Raw genomic sequence first — 20,503 nt, forward strand, 5'->3', positions numbered from 1 at the left:
GCGGACCACCGGTCGGCCGGAGGCGGCGCAGGCCGCAGCGGGCCGCCACGGGCGCCGCGCGGGCCGTCAGACGAAGGAGCCGATCGGCGTCAAGCTGGTCCGTGCCACCGGCGAACTCTGCGTCACCTTCGGTGTCCTGCTGCTGCTCTTCGTCTCCTACCAGCTGTGGTGGACCAACGTCCGGGCCCACCAGGCGGCCGACGGCGCCGCCAACCGCCTGGAGCGGCAGTGGGACGACGGCAACTCCGGCGGCACCCGCGACCCCGACGACCCCCGCGACCCGGGCACCTTCGCCCCCGGCGAGGGGTTCGCCATCATCTGGATCCCCAAGCTCGACGTGAAGGCGCCCATAGCCGAGGGCACCGACAAGCACTCGGTGCTGGACAAGGGCATGGTCGGGCACTACACGGGCGCCCTGAAGACCGCGATGCCCTGGGACAAGACCGGCAACTTCGGGCTCGCCGCGCACCGCAACACCCACGGCGAACCGTTCCGCTACATCAACCAGCTGGCGGTGGGCGACAAGGTCGTGGTCGAGACGGCGCAGGCGTACTACACCTATGCGATCACCAGCGCGCTGCCGCAGACCCCGCCGTCGAACGTCAGCGTCATCCAACCGGTGCCGGTGGGTTCCGGATTCACCCGTCCGGGGAGGTACATCACGCTCACCACCTGCACCCCGGAGTTCTACTCCACGTACCGGCTGATCGTCTGGGGCAAAATGGTGGAGGAACGGCCGAGGAGCAAGGGCAAACCCGACGCTCTGGTCGGCTCGTAGGCGCGCGGAGGGGCATTGGCTGGACACCGTGGCAGGGGCCGGGGCGTAGCCGCGACGGCAGCGTCCTTCGTCGGCGAGCTGCTGATCACCTTCGGCGTGCTGCTGGGCCTCTTCGTGGCCTACTCACTCTGGTGGACCAACGTCCTGGCGGACCGCCAGGCCGACTCCGCGGCACACCATCTGCGCGAGGAGTGGACCCAGAAGCCCGCCGGCGGGGGCGACTCCAAGGCCGCCCCGCACCCGCGCAGCTTCGCCGCCGGCGACTCGGTCGGCTTTCTGCACATCCCCGCGATGGGCAAGGACTTCACGGTGCTGATCCGGATGGGCACCGACCCGGAGATCCTCAACGAGGCCGTGGCCGGCGTCTACCAGGAGCCCTACGCCGCCGCGATGCCCTGGGCCAAGGCCGGAAACTTCGCGCTCGCCGCGCACCGCGACGGCCATGGCGCCAAGTTCCACAACCTCGACAAGGTGCACCAGGGCGACTCCGTCGTCGTGGAGACCGCCGACACCTGGTACATCTACCGCGTCGACAGCACCCTGCCGCAGACCTCCAAGTACAACACCGGCGTGGTCGCCCCGATCCCCGAGGGGTCCGGCTACACCCGCCCCGGCCGGTACATCACCCTCACCACCTGCACGCCCGTCTACACCTCGCGCTACCGGATGGCCGTCTGGGGCACCCTGGTCCGCACTGCCCCCGTCGACGCCCAGCGCACCCTCCCGCCCGAGCTGCGCTGACCCCTCCCCGGGTGGGGCGGCGGCGCGTGGGTGATGACGCGCGCCCCGGATGGGCCACCATGCGCTGGGCCGGGCTCGTGACCTCGCGCCGCCGTGCGGCGTTGAGGAGTTCGAGTAGTACCCACCAGCCTGATCAGGGGGATCCCCATGACCCACGAAGCCGTCATCCTCGAATCGCGCACCATGCGCGACAGCCTCACCGAATGGACCCAAGCCCTCGACCGCGTCAAGGCCCTCCAGTTGCTGCCCGACGGTATGCATCTCACCACCCGTCTGGTGGCCGACTACTTCGAGGTGGGGGAGGAGGCCGTCAAGAGCATCGTCAAGCGGCACCGGGAGGAGTTGCGCAGTAACGGCTACCAGCTGTTGCAGGGCGATGAGCTGCATCGATACCTAAGGTCCAACATGGACCCTAGCCCTCTCCCGGGTCGCGGCCTGGCGCTCTTCCCCCGGCGGGCCGTGCTCAATGTGGCGATGCTGCTGCGCGACAGCGACGTGGCCCGGCAGGTCCGGTCCCAGCTGTTGGACCTGGCCGACGCGGCCCGGCCGTCGGCCGCGCTGGACGCGTATGTGGCGGAGCTCGCCCGCCGGGTCGCGGAGGAGGTCGTCCTGCGGCGCCTCCAGCCGCACGCCCGGGTGGTGGGTGCGATGAGCTGCCGGCTCGCGGATGTGGACACCGCACTCCGGGAGGTCCGTGGCCGGATGGACTCGCTCTGCACGCTCTGGGCACACCGTTCGGTCCAGGACCGCTCGCGTGGGCGGCGCTGCCGGTGAACGACGACGGAGGGCTGTGGATAAGTTATCCACAGCCCTCCGGTCGGGGGTCAGGGGCGGTCAGCCGCCGTTTCCGCCGAAGAACCCGGGGCCGCCTTCACCGCCGTTGTCACCGCCGCCGGGCTGCGTGACGAGGTTGACGGTGGAACCGGGATCGACCGGACTTCCGGGCCCGGGGTCACTGGAGGCCACCGTGGCATTGCTGTCCTGCGGCCCGTTGACCACCCTGCCCTGGAGGCCCCGCTGGGCGAGGGTGTCCAGCGCCTCCTGGAGCTTCATGCTCGCCACCACCGGCACCTGCACCTGCGAGGGCTGCTTGCCGACCACCAGGGTGATGGACGCACCCTTGGGCTGCGGGCCGACGGCCGACTGGCTGATCACCTTGCCGGCCATGTCCGCGTTCTCCTGCTCCTGCACCTGGACGTCGAAGCCCGCGTTCTTCAGGGTCTGCTCGGCGGTGTTGCGGTCCTGGCCGGTGAAGTCCTGGGCGTCGACCTTCTCCGGGGCCTTGCCGATGGTGATGTTGACCTTGGAGTTCTTGTCCGCCTTGGCCCCGTCCTTGGGCTGCTGGCTGATGACATTGCCCTGGTCGCCCTGGTTGTCGGTCTCCTTCTCGCTGACCTTGCCGAGTTGGAAGCCCTCCTCCTTGAGCCGCTGCTCCGCGGCCTTGGCGGTCAGCCCGCCGAGGTCGGGGACCTCGCCCTGCTCGGGGCCGGAGGAGAGGTGGACGGTGATGGTGCTGCCCGCTGCCAGGGTGGTGTCGGCGGCCTGGTCCTGGCGGCAGATGCTGCCCTTGGGCGCGGTGTCCACGGGGCAGGGGACCTTGTCGCCTTCCACCAGCTTGAAGTTGCCGCCGCTGTTGAGCAGCAGCTTCTCGGCCTCCGTGACGGAATGGCCGACCAGGCTGGGCACCCGGACGTCGTCGGCCTTGCCGTCGCCGTTGAAGAGCGCCTTGGCCACCAGGAAGGAGCCCACCAGGACCAGCACCGCCGCGATGGCGAGCACGATCCACGAGGTGTTGCTCTTCTTCTGCTGGTTGCGGCGGTTGCCGGCGCGGCCGCCGTAGCCGCCGTCGTCCCCGTAGTCGCCGGTGCCGGTGACCGGAGGCAGCACCGTGGTGCCGGCCAGGCTGGGGTTCTGCTGGGGGAGCGCGGTGGTGGGTGCGCCGCCGTACGGGTCGGCGCCATAGCCGTTGTCGTAGCCGCCCATGCCGTAGGCGCCGACCTGCTGGGCGGCGGCGACGGGGAGGCCGTCGAGGAACCGCTCGATGTCGTCGCGCATCTCGTCGGCGCTCTGGTACCGGTAGTCGCGGTCCTTGGCGAGCGCCTTCAGCACGATGGCGTCGACCTCGGGCCGTACCTCCGGGTCGTAGACCGACGGCGGCTGCGGCTCCTCCCGGACGTGCTGGTACGCCACCGCGACCGGCGAGTCGCCGACGAACGGCGGGCGCAGCGCCAGCAGCTCGTAGATGAGGCAGCCGGTGGAGTACAGGTCGGAGCGGGCGTCCACCTGCTCGCCCTTGGCCTGCTCGGGCGAGAGGTACTGGGCCGTGCCGATGACCGCGGCGGTCTGGGTCATGGTCATGCCCTGGTCGCCCATGGCCCGGGCGATGCCGAAGTCCATGACCTTGACGGTGCCGTTGCGCGTCAGCATGACGTTGGCCGGCTTGATGTCGCGGTGCACGATCCCGTTGCGGTGGGAGTACTCCAGCGCCTGGAGGATGCCGATGGTCATCTCCAGGGCGCGCTCCGGCAGCAGCCGGCGGCCGGAGTGCAGCAGCTCGCGCAGGGTGGAGCCGTCGACGTACTCCATCACGATGTAGGGGATGGAGACGCCGTCCATGTAGTCCTCGCCGGTGTCGTACACGGCGACGATGGACGGGTGGTTCAGCGACGCGGCCGACTGGGCCTCGCGGCGGAACCGGGCCTGGAACGACGGGTCACGGGCCATGTCGGCCCGCAGCGTCTTCACGGCGACGGTGCGGCCGAGCCGGATGTCGTGGCCGAGGTACACCTCGGCCATGCCGCCGCGACCCAGCACGGCGCCCAGCTCGTACCGGCCGCCGAGGCGACGCGGCTCTTCCATAGCTCCCAGCCCTCTCCCTCACCCGGTGCATGAGGATGTGACGTGAGGCCCCGCGATCCGGCCCGCTGCGCCCTGTGCGGGCGCAGAGCCGATCCGCAGACAGACCGCTGCTTGCGGATACGCTACCGGTCCCGGCGGCGTTGGCCTGCCGTGAGCACCACCCGATACCAGACCGGTATCAGCTGTGCATCGGCTGTTTCCGTCTCCGCAGGTCCACCATTTACGCAGGTCGACCCGGGAGTGCCGGGCCGCCGCCGGGTGGTCTGCGGGGGCCGGGTGAGGAATGCGTCACTTGCCGACGATGGCTTGCATGATTGCCTTGGCGACCGGTGCGGCGAGCTTGCCGCCGGCGATGCCCGGGCGGTAGGTGCCGGCGTCGCTCTCCACCACCACGGCGACGGCGACCTTGGGAGTGTCGCCGGTCTTGGCGTAGGAGATGAACCAGGCGTACGGCAGCTCCTTGTTGTCCTCGCCGTGCTGGGCGGTGCCAGTCTTGCCGCCGACCGTGACGCCGGGGATCTGCGCTGCCGTGCCGGTGCCGTGCGGGCTCTGCACCACGCCCTGCATCAGGGTCTGGAGCTTCTGCGCCGTCTCGGGGCTGAAGGCCCGGCTCATCTCCTTGGGCTTGGTCTGGGAGATGGTGGTGAGGTCGGGGGCCTGCTCCTTGTCGACCATGTACGGCTGCATCAGCGAGCCGTTGTTGGCGACGGCGGCGGCGACCATGGCCATCTGGAGCGGGGTGACCCGGGTGTTGTGCTGGCCGATGGCGTCCAGCGCGGTGCCGGGGCGGTCGGAGTCCCGGGGGAAGACGCTCTCGGCGGCCCGGACCGGGGTGTCCACCTTCGGGTTGTTGAAGCCCAGCTTCTCGGCCTGGTCGGCGAGCTTGTCCTTGCCCACCGTGTCGCCGATCTTGGCGAAGACGGTGTTGCAGGAGTACTCCATGGCGATCTGCACGGTCGCGTTGGCGCAGGGCTCGTTCTCGGACTCGTTGACCAGCCTGGTGTGCGTGTTCGGCAGGTAGTAGTCCTGCGGCGTGTCCGTCCGGTCGTCGGGGCTCTTGTAGACCCCGCTCTCGAACATCGCCGCCGCCGTCACGATCTTGAAGGTGGAGCCGGGCGGGTAGGTCTCCTTGAGCGCCCGGTTGAGCATCGGCTTGTCGGGGTCGTTCAGGTACTTGGTGTACGCCTCGGTGTCCTGGCCGGCGAACTTGCCGGGGTCGTAGGACGGGGTGGACACCAGGGCCAGGATGGCGCCGGTGGTCGGGTCGATGGCGACCGCGGCACCCTTCTTGCCCTTGAGGGCGTCATACGCGGCCTTCTGGGCCTTGTAGTCGATGGTGGTGATGACATTGCCGCCCTGCTTGGGCTTGCCGGTCAGCATGTCCAGGGTGTTGCGGAAGAACAGCCGGTCGTCGTTGCCGGAGAGGAAGTCGTCCTCCAGGGCCTCGATCTGGTTGTTCTCCAGGGTCTGCGAGGAGTAGCCGGTGACCGGCGCGTACAGCTCGCCGTTGGTCCACTCCTGCTTGTACTTGAACCGCAGGCCGTTGACGAAGACGGACTTGGTCATCGGCTTGCCGTTGGCGAGGAAGACATTCCCCCGCGGGTGCGCGTAGCGGTCGTAGAGCACGCGCTTGTTGTTGGTGTCGGTGGCGAGCGCCTGCGCCTTGACCCCTTGCAGCCAGTTGGCGCGGACCATCAGGGCCAGGACGAGCAGCATGCAGAAGATGGAAACCCGTCGGATGGGCTTGTTCATGCGATGGGTCCCCTCCTCGCGGCGTGAATCATGGGTTCACGCTCGCACTATCTGTGTAGCTTCCGCGTCAGGATTGGACACGGGTTCCGGGGCGGGTCGCCGGGCGGTGTCGCTGATCTTGAGCAGCAGCGCGACCAGGCCCCAGTTGGCGACCACGGAGGAGCCGCCCTGGGCCATGAACGGCATGGTCATACCGGTGAGCGGGATCAGGCCGGTGACGCCGCCGGCCACCACGAAGACCTGGATGGCGAAGGCCGACGAGAGCCCGACCGCCAGCAGCTTGCCGAACGGGTCGCGGGCGGCGACGGCGGTCCGCAGCCCGCGCTGCACCAGCAGACCGTAGAGCAGGAAGATCGCCATGATGCCGGCCAGCCCCAGCTCCTCGCCGAACGAGCCGAGGATGAAGTCGCTCTTGGCGGCGAACTGGATCAGCCAGGACCGTCCCTGGCCGAGGCCGGTGCCCATCACCCCGCCGGAGCCGAAGGCGAACAGCGACTGGCCGATCTGCTCGGTGGCCCCGCTCGGGGGGTTCGGCGCAAAGGCGGCCATGGGGTCCAGCCAGGCGTCGACGCGGGTCTTGACGTGCGGCTCGAAGCTGGCCACCACCACCGCGCCGCCGGCCGACATCAGCAGGCCGAAGACGATCCAGCTGGTGCGCTCGGTGGCGACGTAGAGCATCACCACGAAGAGGCCGAAGAAGAGCAGCGACGAGCCCAGGTCGGTCTCGAAGACCAGGATCAGGATGCTGACGACCCAGACCACGATGATCGGCCCCAGGTCGCGGCCGCGCGGCAGGTAGAGGCCCATGAAGCGGCGGCTGGCCAGCGCCAGGGCGTCCCGCTTGACCATCAGGTAGCCGGCGAAGAAGACGGTGAGGATGATCTTCGCGAACTCGCCGGGCTGGATGGAGAAGCCGCCGATGTGGATCCAGATCTTGGCGCCGAAGTCGGATGCCTGCTCGGGGAAGAAGGCCGGTGCGGCCAGCAGCACCAGGGCCACCATCATCGAGATGTAGGTGTAGCGCTGGAGGATGCGGTGGTCCTTGAGGAGCACCAGCACCCCGAGGAAGAACGCCACGCCCAGCCCGGACCACATCAGCTGGTTGGGCGCTGCCGCAAAGTTCTGCGGCAGCAGCGGGCCGGACTTGTCCAGCCGCCAGATCATCACCAGGCCGAGCCCGTTGAGCAGGGTGGCGATGGGCAGCATCAGCGGGTCCGCGTACGGGGCGAACTTGCGCATCACCAGGTGGGCGACCAGGGCGAGGCCGCCCATGCCGCAGCCGTACGCCACCATGCCGGCCGGCAGTGAGCCGTCCATGGCGAGCCCGACGTTCGCATAGGCGAAGACCGGGATCAGCACGGCGAAGAGCAGCAGGAGCAGCTCGGTGTTCCTGCGGTTGGGCGCTCCCTGCGGCGTGATGGTGGTGGTGTTGCTGCTGGTGTTGGATGATCCGAGACTGCTCACGGCGCCGGCCGCTCCCCTACGGCTACTGAGTGCACGACTTCGCCAGTTCCTGCTCCTGGGCGGTCAGGGTCGGCTTGGCACTGCCTGACGACGGTCCCGAGGCGGGCCGTGGACTTCCGCTGGCGGTGGCGGCGGGATGCGCCGCCGGCCTCTGCACATACGCGGCGGATGTGGTGGTGGTTCCGGTGGCGCTGGGCTCCGGGGTCGTGCTGGGCAGGGGGGCGGGGCTCGCCTCGGCGGACGGGACGGCGCCCTGGGCCACCTTCCGGCAGACGGCCGCCTGGTCGCCGAGCTTCTGCACCTTGGCCAGGGCGGCGTCCACGTTGTCCACCGCGATGGTGCTGTTCACCTGGTCCTGCTGGAGCTGCGACAGGTACTTGAGTTCGATCGCCGGGTAGTCCTTGTAGACCTGGGAGAGGTCGAGTCCGGCGAAGTTCTGGTTGAGGCCGCGGAAGACCGCGACATGGTCCCCCTTGGCGCCGACGTAGAACTGCTTCTGGGTCCAGCGCCAGCCGACGTACCCGCCGCCGCCCACCAGGCCCAGCGCGACGACCAGGATCAGTGACCGCTTGAACCACTTGGCGCCCTTGCCGCGCTTGCGGCGGTCCGGCTTCTCCAGGTCGTAGCCGCCGTAGCCCTCGGCGGGGCCGAACTCGCCGAACCCGTCCGGGTCGCCGTCGTCGCCCTGCTGCGGGGCGGGGCGGCCGAGCCCGGCCGCCCGCCCGGCGGGGGTGTGCAGCATGTGCTCGGTCATGGTCGGCGGGCCGTCCGCGACCGCGCCGACGACCACCGGGGTGTCGCTGACCTGCCCGGCCATGGTGTCGCTGTCGCCGACGTCCAGGACGTCGGCGACAATGCAGGTGATGTTGTCCGGGCCGCCGCCGCGCAGCGCGAGCTGGATCAGCTCCTGCACGGTCTGCTGCGGGGAGTAGTAGCTTCCCAGGGTCTCTTCGAGGGTCTGGTGGCTGACCACGCCGGAGAGGCCGTCGGAGCAGATCAGATAGCGGTCGCCGGCCCGCACCTCGCGGATCGACAGATCGGGCTCGGCCTGGCCCCGGCCGTCGAGCGCGCGCATCAGCAGCGACCGCTGCGGGTGGGCGCCGGCCTCCTCCTCGGTGATCCGGCCCTCGTCGATCAGCCGCTGCACCCAGGTGTGGTCCTGGGTGATCTGGCTGAGGGTGCCGTCGCGCAGCAGATAGGCCCGGGAGTCGCCGATGTGGACCATGCCCATGCGCTGGCCGGTCCAGAGCATGGCGGTGAGGGTGCACCCCATGCCCTCCAGCTGGGGGTCCTCCTCGACCATCAGCCGCAGCCGGTCGTTGGCCTGCTGGACGGAGTCTCCGAGCAGCGAGAGCAGGTCGGCGCCGGGGATGTCGTCGTCCAGCTTGACCAGGGTGGCGAGCACTTCGGCGGAGGCGACCTCACCGGCGGCCTGGCCGCCCATGCCGTCGGCCACGGCGAGCAGCCGTGGCCCGGCGTAGCCGGAGTCCTCGTTGTGCTCCCGGATCATTCCGGTGTGCGATCCGGCGGCGAAGCGCAGCACGAGGGTCATGCGGCGTGCGCCTCCCCTGCCTCGTCACTCGCGGTGGACGTGGTCCGATGCCTCATGCGCTACTACTTCCGCAGCTCGATGACGGTCCTGCCGATACGGATGGGCATCCCCGGCTGCAGCGGCGTGGGGGCGGTGAGCCGCTGCCGGTCCAGGTAGGTGCCGTTGGTGGAGCCCAGGTCCTCGACGATCCACTGCCCGCTCTGGTCGGGGTAGATCCTGGCATGCCGCGAGGACGCGTAGTCGTCGTCGAGCACGATGGTGGAGTCGTGGGCCCGGCCGAGGGTGATGGTCTGGCCCTGGAGGGCGACCGTCGTCCCCGCGAGCGATCCCTGCACCACGACCAGCTGGGTGGGCGCTCCCCGGCGCTGCCGGGTGTCGCGCCGACCGCCCTGCTGCTGCTGTTGCGGCTGCGCCGCCCGGGCGCCCTGCTGCTGCCGGGCGCCCTGTGCGGAGCCGGGGGCGGCGGCGGGCCGTCGGGCGGCGCGCTGGGTCACCTTGGTGCCGAAGAGGTCGCTGCGGATCACCTGGACCGCGACGATCACAAACAGCCACAGTACGGCGAGGAAGCCCAACCGCATGACCGTGAGGGTCAGCTCTGACATGTGTGCCCCGCTCTACCCTTCGGCTTGCCGGTAGACGATGGTGGTGCTGCCCACGACGATCCGCGAGCCGTCGCGGAGCGTAGCGCGCTGGGTGTGCTGTCCGTCCACCACGATGCCGTTGGTCGAGCCGAGGTCCAGGACCATCGAGGGCGAACCGGGACGGATCTCCGCGTGCTTGCGGGAGACGCCCGGGTCGTCGATGCGGATGTCGGCCTCGGTGGAGCGGCCGAGCACGGTCGCGGCGCCGGTGAGCTGGTGGCGGGCGCCGTTGATCTCGATCCAGCGCCGGGTGCCGGCGCCGCCGCCGGTGCCGGGCAGCTGGCGGACGTTGCCGCCGGGGGCGTGCGGAGGCATGGCGGGAGGGGGCGGTGCGCCGTAGCCTCCGCCGGCTTCCGGGCCGGGGGAGCCCCACGAGGGTTGCTGCTGCTGCCACGGGGCGGCGGCCGGTGGCGCCGGCGGCCGTCCGTACCCGCCGGGCTGCTGGTAGCCCTGGGTGCTGACGCCGCCCGGCTGCTGCGGGGGCAGCTGCTGCTGGGACTCGCTGCCGGCCAGGGTGCGGCTGCGGACGCGGTACAGGCCGGTGTCGAGGTCGTCGGCCTTCTCCAGGTGGACCTGGAGCGGGCCCATGAAGCTGTAGCGCTGGGCGTCGGCGTACTCGCGGACCATGCCGGCGAGCTCCTGGCCGAGCTGGCCCGCGTACGGGCTGAGCCGCTCGTGGTCGTGCGGGCTGAGCTCGACGATGAAGTCATTGGGCACCACGGTGCGGTCGCGGTTCCAGATGGTGGCGTTGTTGTCGCACTCGCGCTGCAATGCGCCGGCGATCTCCACCGGCTGCACCTCGGACTTGAACACCTTGGCGAAGGTGCCGTTCACGAGACCCTCGAGTCGCTGCTCGAACTTCTTCAGGACTCCCACGGGGCACCCCCTCTCTCAGGGTTCACATCGTCCGTCTGTACTGCGTACTTGCCTACTGATCGTATCCACGTCGCGGGCATCTGTGCGGTTCCCCGGCAGCGCTGCGCCGACGGGTGTGCTTGCGCACACCCCACCGGCAGGATGCCACTGCGGCGAGGTCCGCCGACGGCCGGAGGCCCTCCATCCGTCCGGCTTCATCCGTTTGTCGTGCCGGGCCGGTGCGGCTCGGCGTGCGGTTCCCGTGCAGTGATGTTAGAGGCGCCGCCGGGTGCTGTCTCCGGTTGCCCCGACCACCTACCCGCTCGGCGGACCCGGCACGCGGGGAGCGTGGCGTGGGTGCGGAGGGGGTGCGGGCAATGGATTCGAAGGCGGCCCCGGCGACGTGCTAATGTCTTCCACGTCGGAAGGAGCGCCCGAGAGGGAATCGGACCGGTCGCCGAAGCGGAGAACAATCCGGTTTGGAACCACCGAGGAACGTTCGGTAGCATCGAAGACATCACCCAGGCGCGGGTGGCGGAATAGGCAGACGCGCTGGATTCAGGTTCCAGTGCCCGAAAGGGCGTGGGGGTTCAACTCCCCCCTCGCGCACAGTGGAAGGCCCCGCAGGTCAGTCGACCTGCGGGGCCTTCACCGTATTGCACCCTCGGTTCGTGGGCGGATCAGGGCCGGGCGGTCTCGGCGAGCATCGGCAGCGCTGCCCGGACCAGGAAGCCGCCGCCCGGCAGCGGACCGACCAGCAGGGTGCCGCCGAGCAGCTGGGCCCGCTCCCGCAGGCCCACCAGACCGTGGCCGCCACCGGGCAGCTTCGGTGAGTCGGCGGCGCCGTCCGGCGGCCCATTGCGCACCTCCACCCGCAGCAGGTCCCCCTCGGCCCGCACCCGCACCGCGACCTCGGCGCCCGGGGCGTGCTTGCGGACATTGGTCAGCGCCTCCTGGACGGTCCGGTACGCGGCCCGCTCGACCGCTTCCGGCCAGGTCCGGCCGCCCCACTCCAGCTCGGAGCGGGCGTCGAGACCGCTGCCGTCGATCAGCCGGGGCAGGTCGGCGAGGGTGGGCTGCGGGGTGAGGTCCTGGGTGGAGCCGCCGGCCGCGCGCAGGACGCCGACCATGTGGCGCAGCTCGTCCAGGGTGCGCACCGCCAGCTCGCGGATGGTGCGGGCGGAGTCCCCGGTGGCCGGGTCGGCGGCGCTGACCTGGAGGGCGCCCGCCTGGATGCTGATCAGGCTGACCTGGTGGGAGACCACGTCGTGCATCTCCCGGGCCAGCCTGGCCCGCTCGGTCGCCAGCACCCGGTCGGCCAGCAGCCGCTCCTCGCGGCGGTGGCCTCGGGTCAGCTCGTCCAGCCGTACCGCCAGCTCCTCGCGGGTGCGTACCAGCAGGCCCATCGCGGCGGGGCCGCCGGCCAGCATCAGGCACTCGATCGCATAGAGGGCGGTGGACCGGTCCAGGGAGATCGGCCAGGAGTCGGCGAGCGGCCAGTGGAAGAACTCCACCAGGGCGAAGAGCGACGCGCAGGCCACGGTGACCGGCGTCGAGCGGCGGCGGGCGGCGACCGTGTACACCGCCGTCATCGGGGCGATCCAGATGTAGCTCAGAAAGGTGCCGGGCAGGGTGAGCAGCAGCACCGGGACCGGCCACCGGTTGCGGGCGAGCAGGGCCAGTGTGGCGAGGATCGAGGCGCCGGTCTGGAGGCTGCGGGAGAGGTCGTCGACCAGGGCGGCGTCCAGCAGCGACAGCAGCACCGGAACGGCGGTCGCCGACCGGCGGACCCACGGCCGGCGGGAGAGCCGCCCCGGCGGGGCCGTGTCGTCACCGCTCACGGCGCGGTGCTCCCCTGGCTGTGGACCAGCCCCGCCCGATGGGCGATCACCGCCGCCTGCACCCGGTTGGTGGCGCCGAGCTTCCCCAGGATGGCGCTGATGTGGTCCTTGACCGTGCCGGTGCCGAGGAAGAGCCGGTCGGCGATCTCGGCGTTGGAGAGCCCCTCGCCCAGCAGCGCCAGCACATCCAGCTCCCGGGTGGTCATGCAGCGCACCTGGGCGACCGCCTCGGCGTCCGGTTCGCCGCCGCCGACATAGCCGCCGATCACGGTGGCGGTGACCGCCGGGGAGAGGATGTTGCCGCCGCCGGCCAGCACCCGCACCGCGTGCACCAGCTGGTCGGGGGCGGTGTCCTTGAGCAGGAAGCCCGCAGCGCCGGCCCGCAGCGCGGTGCCGATGTACTCGTCGGTGTCGAAGGTGGTGAGCATCGACACGGCGGGCGGGTCCGGGAGTGCCCGCAGCCGCCGCAGCACGGTGAGGCCGTCCAGGTCCGGCATCCGGATGTCCAGCAGCACCACCTGGGGGCGGTGGGCGCGTACCGACTGCTCCGCGCCGGTGCCGGAGCAGGTGTCGACCACCTCGATGTCCGGGGCTGAGCCGACGATCAGTCCGAGGCCGGAGCGGACCAGGACCTCGTCGTCCACGATCACGACGCTGATCGGCACGGTGCCTCCTTGGGAGGGTTCGGTCGTGGAATCGGTCGAAGGGTCGAAGCGCCGAAGAATCGGCGGGCGCGGGCGCGAGGCCGGCCCCTCACGAGGGTAGGAGGAGAGCGTGCCGACCGCTGCTCCCGCCTTCGGCGGACCCGCCCCCGCCGAACGGCGGGGGCGCGAATCGCCGCCCGGGGTCACGTCCGCCGGGCGATGCGGCGGCCACCATGGAAGGTAGCGCGTGTCGTACCCCTGACCTCGCGGCCCGGCTGGTCCCGGGGTCGCTCCGCCGTGATCCGGCGGAGGCGGGCCCCGGCAGGTTCCCGGCCTGGCCGGGTTCCCGGCTCCGGTGGACTCCCGATCTCGGCGGGCCCCGGCATTGGGTGGCAGCCCACCGGCCGGGACCGGCGGCGTCGCGGAGGCGGCCGGATGCGCTCCGCAAGCCGATCGTTGGGATTGCAGCCGTGTCCACAGTGAAGCCCCACCCGGGGCCCGGCAGTCACCGGGCGCCGGAGCGCGGCCCCGCGCCGCGCCCGTCGCCGATGGCGTGGCTGCGGCCACGGGCCGCTGCGGCCACGGTGTGGTATCTGCGGCTGCTGGCGCTGCTCAACCTGGTGGCGGTCGTCTCGGTGCCGTTCCGCAACGAGGTGCGCCGGCACAACGCCGGTCCGTACTTCACGCCCTATCTGGCGACGGCCGGTCTGGTCTCGGTGGCGCTGGCGCTCTTCCTGGCCGTGGTGATGCGGCGGCGCAAGCGGGCCGGCTGGATCTTCAACATGCTGCTGGCCGGGCCGCTGCTGGTGCTGTACGCGCTGGCGATGACCAGGGAGGAGTTCCGCCACCACGGCTTCAACTGGTTCTCCCTCGGCCTGACCGCCCTCTTCGTGCTGGCACTGCTGGTGGGGCGCCGGGAGTTCCGTGCCAAGGGCGACCGCTCCAACCCGGGCCTGGCGCTGGCCGTGCTCTTCGGCGGCCTGGTGGTGTCCGGTGTGGTGGGCACCCTGCTGGTCACCGCGACCAACACGGCGGCCGGTGCCTCGCTGGGGGACCGGGTGGCCTACACCCTGCTGCGGGTGATCACCCTGGTGCCGTCCGCCGACGAGCTCCACACGGTGGTCACCCCGCGCTGGGTGGACGCGGTGATCAATGTGATGGCCGCGCTGGCCTTCGTACTGGTGCTGTACGCCTGCTTCCGCGCCCCGCGCGGCCGGGAACTGCTCACCGACGAGGACGAGAAGCGGCTCCGCGAACTGCTGGACCGCCACGGCGAACGGGACTCGCTCGGCTACTTCGCGCTCCGCCGCGACAAGGCGGTGGTCTGGTCGCCCAGCGGCAAGGCGGCGGTCGCCTACCGGGTGGTCGGCGGGGTCACGCTGGCCTCCGGCGACCCCATCGGCGACCCGGAGGCGTGGCCGGGAGCCATCGAGCAGTGGTTGCGGGAGGCGCGCGACCATGCTTGGGTGCCGGCCGTGATGGGGGCGAGCGAGGAGGCGGGCACCGTCTACGCCCGGCATGGGCTGGACGCCCTGGAGCTGGGCGACGAGGCCATCGTGGAGCGGTGCGACTTCACCCTGGAGGGCCGCGCCATGCGGGGGGTGCGGCAGGCCCACAACCGCATCCGGCGGACCGGCTGCACGGTGCGCATCCGGCGTCATGAGGCCATTCCCGAGGGGGAGATGGCCGCCCTGCTGGAGCGGGCCGACCGCTGGCGGGACAGCGAGACCGAGCGGGGTTTCTCGATGGCGCTGGGCCGGCTCGGCGACCCCGCCGACGGCCGCTGCGTGATGGTGGAGTGCCATGACGGTGCGGGTGAGCTGCGGGCGCTGCTGAGCTTTGTCCCCTGGGGGCCGCACGGCCTCTCGCTGGACCTGATGCGGCGTGATCGCGAGGCCGACAACGGACTGATGGAGTTCATGGTGATCGAGCTGCTCCAGCGGGCGGACGAGGTCGGCGTGGAGCGGGTCTCGCTGAACTTCGCGATGTTCCGGGCGGTCTTCGAACGCGGCGCGAGGCTGGGGGCCGGGCCGGTGCTGCGGCTCTGGCGCTCGGTGCTGGGCTTCTTCTCCCGCTGGTGGCAGATCGAGTCGCTGTACCGGGCCAACGCCAAGTACCGGCCGATCTGGGAGCCCCGCTATCTGCTCTTCGAGAAGAGCAGCGAGATCCCGCGGATCGGCCTGGCCAGCGCCCGCGCGGAGGGGTTCCTGACCGCGCCCAGCCTGCCCTCGCTGTTCCGCCGCCGCCACCGAGCGCGGTGATGGACCCTCCGCCGGGGGGCGGAGGGGCCGTCACCCTTCAGGGTCGTCCCCGGCGTATCCACCCAGAGGATGACCGGGAGCTGGGTAGCGAGGGTGAGGGAAATCGCGCCGATGAGCCCTAGCGTGGACCGAAAGCAGACTCGGACCTTCGGGAAGGTGTCCGTGAACCTGACAACCCGCACGGGGGGCGTGCAGCGGAGAACCCCGGCCCCGTATCTACGCCGGGCCGCCGCTGCCGAGTGGGAGGCGCTGTGGTCCACGGTGTGCGGCCGCCTCGCCGGGAAGCGGCTCGGCGCGGTGCCGCTGGCACTCACCGCCACCTCCCTGGTGCTCCTCTTCGACCTGGTGCAGCAGCTGCCCGGCGGCGTGGGCCTGGTGGAACGCGTCGGCGTGGTGCGCGGCTCCCAGCCGCTGGAACTCTCCCTGCTGCGCACCCCGCTGTCGCTCTTCGTCCCGGCGCTCGACCTGCCGGTCTGGGGTGCGCTGGCCCAGGTGCTGGTCGTCTTCGGCATCGCCGAGATCGTGCTCGGCCGGCGGCAGACCCTCTGCATCGCCTACGCCGGAACGCTGGCCGGAACCCTCTACGCCCGGCTGGCGGTGGACCTCGGCCCGGACAGCCTGTTCGGCCTGCCGGCCTCCGCCGCCCTGGTCCGCGACTCCGGGCCGTCGGCCGCCGTGGTGGCGCTGGCCATCTGCACGGCCTGGCGGGCGCGGGCCTGGTGCACCGGCGCCGCGGTGGCGGTGGTGATGGCCGCCGAGGCTGCCATGCTGCCCAATCTGGCAGGTCTTGAGCATCTGGCGGCGGTGGCCACGGCGGTGCTCACCGCAGCCGTGGGCGAGCTGTTCGGCGGCTACTGGCCCCGGGTGCTGGCCCTGGTCCGGGCCTCGGCCGACACCGCCCGTCCGACGGCCGGTGCCCTGACGCCGTGAGCGCGGCGGACACCGGCTAGGGCAGCAGGTCGAGTTCGGCCCAGACCCGCTTGCCGTCGCCGGGCAGCGACTCGCAGCCCCAGCGGTCGGTGGTGGCCGAGACCAGCAGCAGGCCCCGGCCGTGCTCCTCCTCCGCGTCGGCGCGGCGGAGCCGGGGACGGGTGCGCCCGGGGTCGTGTACCGAGAGCCGCAGCACCCGGGGGGCGCCGGGGGCGGGCGGCGGCAGCAGGGAGACCGACAGGGTGACCGAGGAGGCGATCAGCTCCTCGGCCGTGCCATGGGTGATCGCGTTGGTCACCAGTTCGCTGAGGACCAGGACGGCGCCGGCTGCGGTGTCCTCGTCCGGGTCGATGCGCCAGGCGGTGAGCAGCCGCCGGAGGGTGCCCCTGGCGAGCGGTACCGACTCGGGGCGGGCCGCGAGCGCCATCACCATCCGGCGCTGCTGCGGGACGGGCGGCGGGGTCGGCGCGGCATGCGTGCGGGGTGGCCCGGGGCGGTGCACGGGGGCTCGTTCGGCGGTCGCCCGGGAACCGACCCTGGGGGGATGCACGGCGCGTTCTCCTTCTGCTCCGGTGCCGCAGGCCGATGCGGGTCCGGAAAGCGGAGACGGGCAGACGGTGTGCGACGGGACGCTGATGGCGCGCATGGCGCGACAGTCCTGATCGTGACGGGTGGACGGGGGTGATGGGAAGCCATCGCGCAGGCTTTTCTGTCCCGGTGTGCCCGGTGTGCGCATCGGGTGACTCCGGTGTCGCGGCGGGTTACCGGTGGGCGGCGGGGGCGGGTCAGTCGGCGGCGTTGTAGCGCCGGAGGTAGCCCGCCAGCCGCTCCAGGTCGTCGTCGGCCCAGTCGGTCAGGCGGTCTTCATAGGAGGCCTGGCGCTGCTCGTACGCCTCCTGGAGCAGGCGCAGGCCCTGCTCGGAGGGCCGCAGGATCTGCCCCCGGTGGTCGCCGGGGTCGGCGTCGCGGACGATCAGGCCCAGCCGCTCCAGGGCGGCGGTCTGCCGGCTGACGGTGGACTTGTCGAGCATGAAGTGTGCGGCCAGGTCGGTGGCCCGGCAGCCGCCGCTCTCCACCATGTGGTCGAGCATGCTGTAGGTGACCAGCGAGAGCTGCGGGTGGAGCTGGGCGGCCCGGGTGCGGGCGCGGCGGGCGAAGGCGGTCAGTTCGCGCTGGATGGTGTCGATCGTCACGTCGCGGGACGGCATGGGGGCCACTCCTTCCTCTTTGTTGCATGATACAACTTCCCGGCGGCGGGCAGGGACGGCGGCGGGCAGGGACGGCGGCGGGCAGGGACGGCGGCGGGCAGGGACGGCGGCGGGCAGGGACGGCGGCGGGCAGGGACGGCGGCGGGCAGGGACGGCGGCGGGCAGGGACGGCGGCGGGGAGCGGCGGCGGCGGGGAGCGGCGGCTGCTCCCCGCCGGGGGCTCGCTGCTCAGGGCGGTGCGGCAGCGGAAGCTCGAACCAGACGACCTTGCCCACCGCCTTGCGGGCCGTGCCCCAGCGCGACGACAGCTGGCTGACCAGGCTCAGCCCGCGCCCGTCCTCGTCCAGGTGGCCGGACGGCTCCAGCGACGGCAGGTTGTGGTCGTCGTCGCTCACCTCCACCAGCAGCTTGTCCACCTGGATCAGCTGCAACTGGACGCTGTCCCGGGCCACCCGCAGCGCATTGGTGACCAGCTCGCTCACCAGCAGCTGCGCGGTGTCGCTGAGCCCGTCCAGCCGCCAGGCCGCCAACTGGTCGCGGACCAGCGCCCGGGCGCGGGCCACCTCGGTGGAGTCCAGCCGCAGCCGCCAGGTGACCACGTCCTGCGGCGCCACCCCGTCGAAGCGGGCCACCAGCAGCGCCACATCGTCCTTGCGGTCGTCGGAGTGCAGCCGCGCCAGGACGGTGTCGCATGCCTCCTCGGGGGTGCGCCGGGGGTCGATCAGATTGCCGCACAGCGCGGCCAGCCCGTCCCCTATGTCGCCGCCGCGCACCTCGACCAGGCCGTCGGTGCAGAGCACCAGCATCGAGCCGTCCTCGACCTTGATCTCCGTGGCGACGAACGGCACCCCGCCGACCCCGATCGGCGCCCCCTCCGGGAGGTCCAGCAGCTCGCTGCGCCCGTCCGGGTGCACCAGCACCGGCGGCACATGCCCGGCGTTGGCCAGCGTGCAGGTGCGGCTGATCGGGTCGTACACCGCGTAGAGGCAGGTCGCCAGGTGGTCGTCGCCCAGCCGGTGGGCGAGGTTGTCCAGGTGGCGCAGCAGCTGACCTGGCGGCAGGTCCAGCGCGGCCAGCGTCTGCACGGCGGTACGGAAGCGGCCCATCGCCGCCGCCGAGTGCAGGCCGTGGCCCATCACATCGCCGACCACCAGGGCGACCCGGCTGCCCGGCAGCTGCACCGCGTCGAACCAGTCGCCGCCCACCTGGGCCCGCCGGTTGCCCGGCATATAGCGGTGGGCGACCAGCACCCCGGGGATGCGCGGCGGCCGGGTCGGGATCATGCTGCGCTGGAGGGTGGTGGCGACCTTGGACTCGGCGCGGTGCAGCCGCGCGTTGTCCAGCGAGAGGGCCGCCCGCGCGGCCAGCTCCCGCAGGGTCGCCGCGTCGCCCTCGTCGAAGGAGGCCCGGTCGGGCAGTCGCAGCAGCTTGAGGATGCCCAGTACGGTGCCGCGAGCGGCCAGCGGCAGCACCAGCATGGAGCAACCGGAGACCAGTGGCACCAGGCCCGGGCTGCCCAGCGCCGCCGCGTAGTCCTCGGCCAGTTCGGAGTCGACCACCGGCACCAGTACCGGCTGGTTGGACTGCAGGGCCAGGCCCGGCGGGATGCTGCGCGGCATCACCTGCAGGCTGCCCTCGGTCAGCACATGGTCCCAGCGGCCCGCCACGTCGCTGTGGGCCACCGCCACCCGCCGCAGCATGGTGCGGTCGTCGGGTCGCTCGTCGGGCAGCTCGGCGTCGGCGATCAGCCCGTCCAGCAGGTCCACGCAGGCGAAGTCGGTGACCCGGGGGACCAGCACCCGGCAGAGCTCCCGGGCCGTGGTGTCCAGGTCCAGCGTGGTGCCGACCTTGCCGCCGGCCTCGTTCAGCAGCGCGAACTGCTCGCCGCCCGGACCGGTGTTCAGCAGCGGCAGCAGATGCGCCGGACCTCGGGTCGCCCCGGTGGACGAGGCGGTGAGCACGGACGCCGCAGCCTCCAGGGCCCCGGCGAGGCCGGCGCCGCGCGGGCTCGGCAGCGGATTCGAGGGCACCACCATGCGCAGCCCGATGGTGCCGCCGGCCTGCGGCGGCGCCGGGGTCACCCTGCCGTCCTGCGGCAGGGTGTGCATCGCGCGGGTGACGCGCTGCTGGGCCGTGGGGTAGCGGCGGCCCACCCCGGCCGCGACCCGCGACCCGGTCGCCTCCGGCGGCTCGTACGGCAGCACCGGAAGCGCCGCCGCGCCGTCCACCCGCAGGGCCGGTACGCCTGCGGCCCGGATCTGCCGCAGCAGCCGCTCGCGGCGCTCCTCGCCGGTGCGCGGCAGCACGGCCGCCAGCCGGGTGGCGATGCCCGGGGCGAGGTGGCCGCCCGGCTCGCACAGCGCGGCGGCGATCCGCAGCGGGCCGCCCACCGGGGGCACGGCGGCGTACGGCAGCAGCCGCGACCCCAGGGCCAGCCTGGGGCCGCCGCGCAGCGGGCGGGCGTCGGCGGCCAGCACCAGCAGGCTGCGGCCGGCCGGCTCCACCATCCGGTAGGCCCACCAGAGCACATCGCGGACGCGGTCCTCGCGGTCGGTCACCGGCATCGAGCCGACCCAGCAGCCCGCGGTGGCCGTGCGGTCGTCCAGCAGGTCCAGCGCATCGATGTCGCGGCCCGGGGCGGTCGCTCCGGGCCGGGTCTCGTGGACCGGCAGCAGACCGGCGGCGGAGCGGCCGAAGACGGCGTCCGAGCGGTGGCCGAAGAGTTCCTCGGCGGGCCGGTTCCAGTAGGCGATGCAGCCGTCCGGATCGATCACCAGGGAGGCCAGCCTGACCAGCGCCACCACCCCGGTCGGCGTGGACGGACGTACCTCCGGCACGGTGCCTTCTTCCACCATGGGGTCAGTCTGCTCCCACCTGGTCGTCCAACCCTCCTCGGGTCCCGGGCTCGGCCGCGCCGCCGGCCCCGCCCGCGCGGATCCCAGGCAAGCACGAACCCCGGTGCCACTGCCTGTGATTC

General features: G+C 72.1%; 16 protein-coding genes and 1 tRNA gene. 6 read left to right on the forward strand and 11 right to left on the reverse strand.

Translation table 11 applies throughout. The annotated features are described in order from the left end of the window. Positions 1-142: 142 nt before the first annotated feature. The 3 genes from C7M71_RS31820 (at position 143) to C7M71_RS15610 (ending at position 2,293) form a co-directional block, all read left to right on the forward strand. Positions 143-778 (forward strand): class E sortase, encoded by a 636-nt coding sequence (locus C7M71_RS31820; RefSeq protein ID WP_229759132.1) that lies wholly within the window; start codon positions 143-145, stop codon positions 776-778. A gap of 15 nt (positions 779-793) precedes the next feature. Then, positions 794-1,519, forward strand: a complete 726-nt coding sequence (locus C7M71_RS15605; protein WP_111491688.1) for a class E sortase — start codon at positions 794-796, stop codon at positions 1,517-1,519. A 147-nt stretch (positions 1,520-1,666) separates the two neighbouring features. Continuing rightward, a complete protein-coding gene (locus C7M71_RS15610) occupies positions 1,667-2,293 on the forward strand; it encodes a hypothetical protein (protein WP_111491689.1) in 627 nt (208 codons plus the stop codon). 60 nt (positions 2,294-2,353) lie between these two features. On the opposite strand, the gene pknB is transcribed toward C7M71_RS15610, so the two are convergent. The 6 genes from pknB to C7M71_RS15640 all read right to left on the reverse strand — a co-directional run bounded on the left by pknB (position 2,354) and on the right by C7M71_RS15640 (position 10,663). Beyond that, a complete protein-coding gene (gene pknB / locus C7M71_RS15615) occupies positions 2,354-4,378 on the reverse strand; it encodes a Stk1 family PASTA domain-containing Ser/Thr kinase (RefSeq protein ID WP_111491691.1) in 2,025 nt (674 codons plus the stop codon). 288 nt (positions 4,379-4,666) lie between these two features. Then, positions 4,667-6,130 carry a peptidoglycan D,D-transpeptidase FtsI family protein gene (locus tag C7M71_RS15620; protein ID WP_111491692.1) on the reverse strand — a complete coding sequence of 488 codons (1,464 nt, stop codon included), beginning with the start codon at positions 6,128-6,130 and terminating at the stop codon, positions 4,667-4,669. Between the two features lie 36 nt (positions 6,131-6,166). Beyond that, a complete protein-coding gene (locus tag C7M71_RS15625; RefSeq protein WP_111491693.1) occupies positions 6,167-7,594 on the reverse strand; it encodes an FtsW/RodA/SpoVE family cell cycle protein in 1,428 nt (475 codons plus the stop codon). A gap of 22 nt (positions 7,595-7,616) precedes the next feature. Further along, positions 7,617-9,146: a PP2C family protein-serine/threonine phosphatase gene (locus C7M71_RS15630; RefSeq protein ID WP_111491694.1), complete on the reverse strand. Its 1,530-nt coding sequence runs from the start codon at positions 9,144-9,146 to the stop codon at positions 7,617-7,619. Between the two features lie 62 nt (positions 9,147-9,208). Beyond that, on the reverse strand, positions 9,209-9,748 hold the full coding sequence (locus C7M71_RS15635; RefSeq protein WP_111491695.1) for an FHA domain-containing protein FhaB/FipA: 540 nt from the start codon (positions 9,746-9,748) through the stop codon (positions 9,209-9,211). Between the two features lie 12 nt (positions 9,749-9,760). After that, complete coding sequence (locus tag C7M71_RS15640; protein ID WP_111491696.1) at positions 9,761-10,663, reverse strand: FhaA domain-containing protein; 903 nt, start codon at positions 10,661-10,663, stop codon at positions 9,761-9,763. Positions 10,664-11,167: 504 nt separating this feature from the next. Between C7M71_RS15640 and C7M71_RS15645 the strand changes: the two genes are divergently transcribed. After that, positions 11,168-11,251 (forward strand) — tRNA-Leu (locus tag C7M71_RS15645). A 71-nt stretch (positions 11,252-11,322) separates the two neighbouring features. On the opposite strand, the gene C7M71_RS15650 is transcribed toward C7M71_RS15645, so the two are convergent. Then, entirely contained in the window at positions 11,323-12,483 is a 1,161-nt protein-coding gene (locus C7M71_RS15650; RefSeq protein ID WP_111491697.1) for a sensor histidine kinase, read from the reverse strand. Further along, positions 12,480-13,148, reverse strand: a complete 669-nt coding sequence (locus C7M71_RS15655; RefSeq protein ID WP_229758744.1) for a response regulator — start codon at positions 13,146-13,148, stop codon at positions 12,480-12,482. The genes C7M71_RS15650 and C7M71_RS15655 overlap by 4 nt, the downstream gene beginning before the upstream one ends. Positions 13,149-13,675: 527 nt before the next feature. Here C7M71_RS15655 and C7M71_RS15660 point away from each other — a divergent pair. Further along, on the forward strand, positions 13,676-15,388 hold the full coding sequence (locus C7M71_RS15660; protein ID WP_111491698.1) for a phosphatidylglycerol lysyltransferase domain-containing protein: 1,713 nt from the start codon (positions 13,676-13,678) through the stop codon (positions 15,386-15,388). A gap of 162 nt (positions 15,389-15,550) precedes the next feature. Continuing rightward, the gene (locus C7M71_RS15665) at positions 15,551-16,318 is read left to right on the forward strand and encodes a hypothetical protein (protein WP_229758745.1); all 768 of its coding nucleotides are present in this window, start codon (positions 15,551-15,553) and stop codon (positions 16,316-16,318) included. A 16-nt stretch (positions 16,319-16,334) separates the two neighbouring features. Here C7M71_RS15665 and C7M71_RS15670 read toward each other — a convergent pair whose 3' ends face one another. The 3 genes from C7M71_RS15670 to C7M71_RS15680 form a co-directional block, all read right to left on the reverse strand. Beyond that, a complete protein-coding gene (locus C7M71_RS15670) occupies positions 16,335-16,868 on the reverse strand; it encodes an ATP-binding protein (RefSeq protein WP_162824264.1) in 534 nt (177 codons plus the stop codon). Positions 16,869-17,103: 235 nt separating this feature from the next. Next, entirely contained in the window at positions 17,104-17,526 is a 423-nt protein-coding gene (locus C7M71_RS15675; protein WP_111491701.1) for a MarR family winged helix-turn-helix transcriptional regulator, read from the reverse strand. Beyond that, positions 17,508-20,381 (reverse strand): SpoIIE family protein phosphatase, encoded by a 2,874-nt coding sequence (locus C7M71_RS15680; RefSeq protein WP_114914383.1) that lies wholly within the window; start codon positions 20,379-20,381, stop codon positions 17,508-17,510. The genes C7M71_RS15675 and C7M71_RS15680 overlap by 19 nt, the downstream gene beginning before the upstream one ends. Positions 20,382-20,503 lie beyond the last annotated feature (122 nt).

Source organism: Peterkaempfera bronchialis, assembly GCF_003258605.2.
Classification (GTDB): domain Bacteria; phylum Actinomycetota; class Actinomycetes; order Streptomycetales; family Streptomycetaceae; genus Peterkaempfera; species Peterkaempfera bronchialis.

Excerpts from the sequence above, each read along its gene's own strand:
- C7M71_RS15610 (WP_111491689.1), top strand. The coding sequence starts at position 1,667 with ATGACCCACGAAGCCGTCATCCTCGAATCGCGCACCATGCGCGACAGC.
- pknB (WP_111491691.1), bottom strand. The coding sequence starts at position 4,378 with ATGGAAGAGCCGCGTCGCCTCGGCGGCCGGTACGAGCTGGGCGCCGTG.
- C7M71_RS15620 (WP_111491692.1), bottom strand. The coding sequence starts at position 6,130 with ATGAACAAGCCCATCCGACGGGTTTCCATCTTCTGCATGCTGCTCGTC.
- C7M71_RS15630 (WP_111491694.1), bottom strand. The coding sequence starts at position 9,146 with ATGACCCTCGTGCTGCGCTTCGCCGCCGGATCGCACACCGGAATGATC.
- C7M71_RS15635 (WP_111491695.1), bottom strand. The coding sequence starts at position 9,748 with ATGTCAGAGCTGACCCTCACGGTCATGCGGTTGGGCTTCCTCGCCGTA.
- C7M71_RS15660 (WP_111491698.1), top strand. The coding sequence starts at position 13,676 with ATGGCGTGGCTGCGGCCACGGGCCGCTGCGGCCACGGTGTGGTATCTG.
- C7M71_RS15675 (WP_111491701.1), bottom strand. The coding sequence starts at position 17,526 with ATGCCGTCCCGCGACGTGACGATCGACACCATCCAGCGCGAACTGACC.
- C7M71_RS15680 (WP_114914383.1), bottom strand. The coding sequence starts at position 20,381 with ATGGTGGAAGAAGGCACCGTGCCGGAGGTACGTCCGTCCACGCCGACC.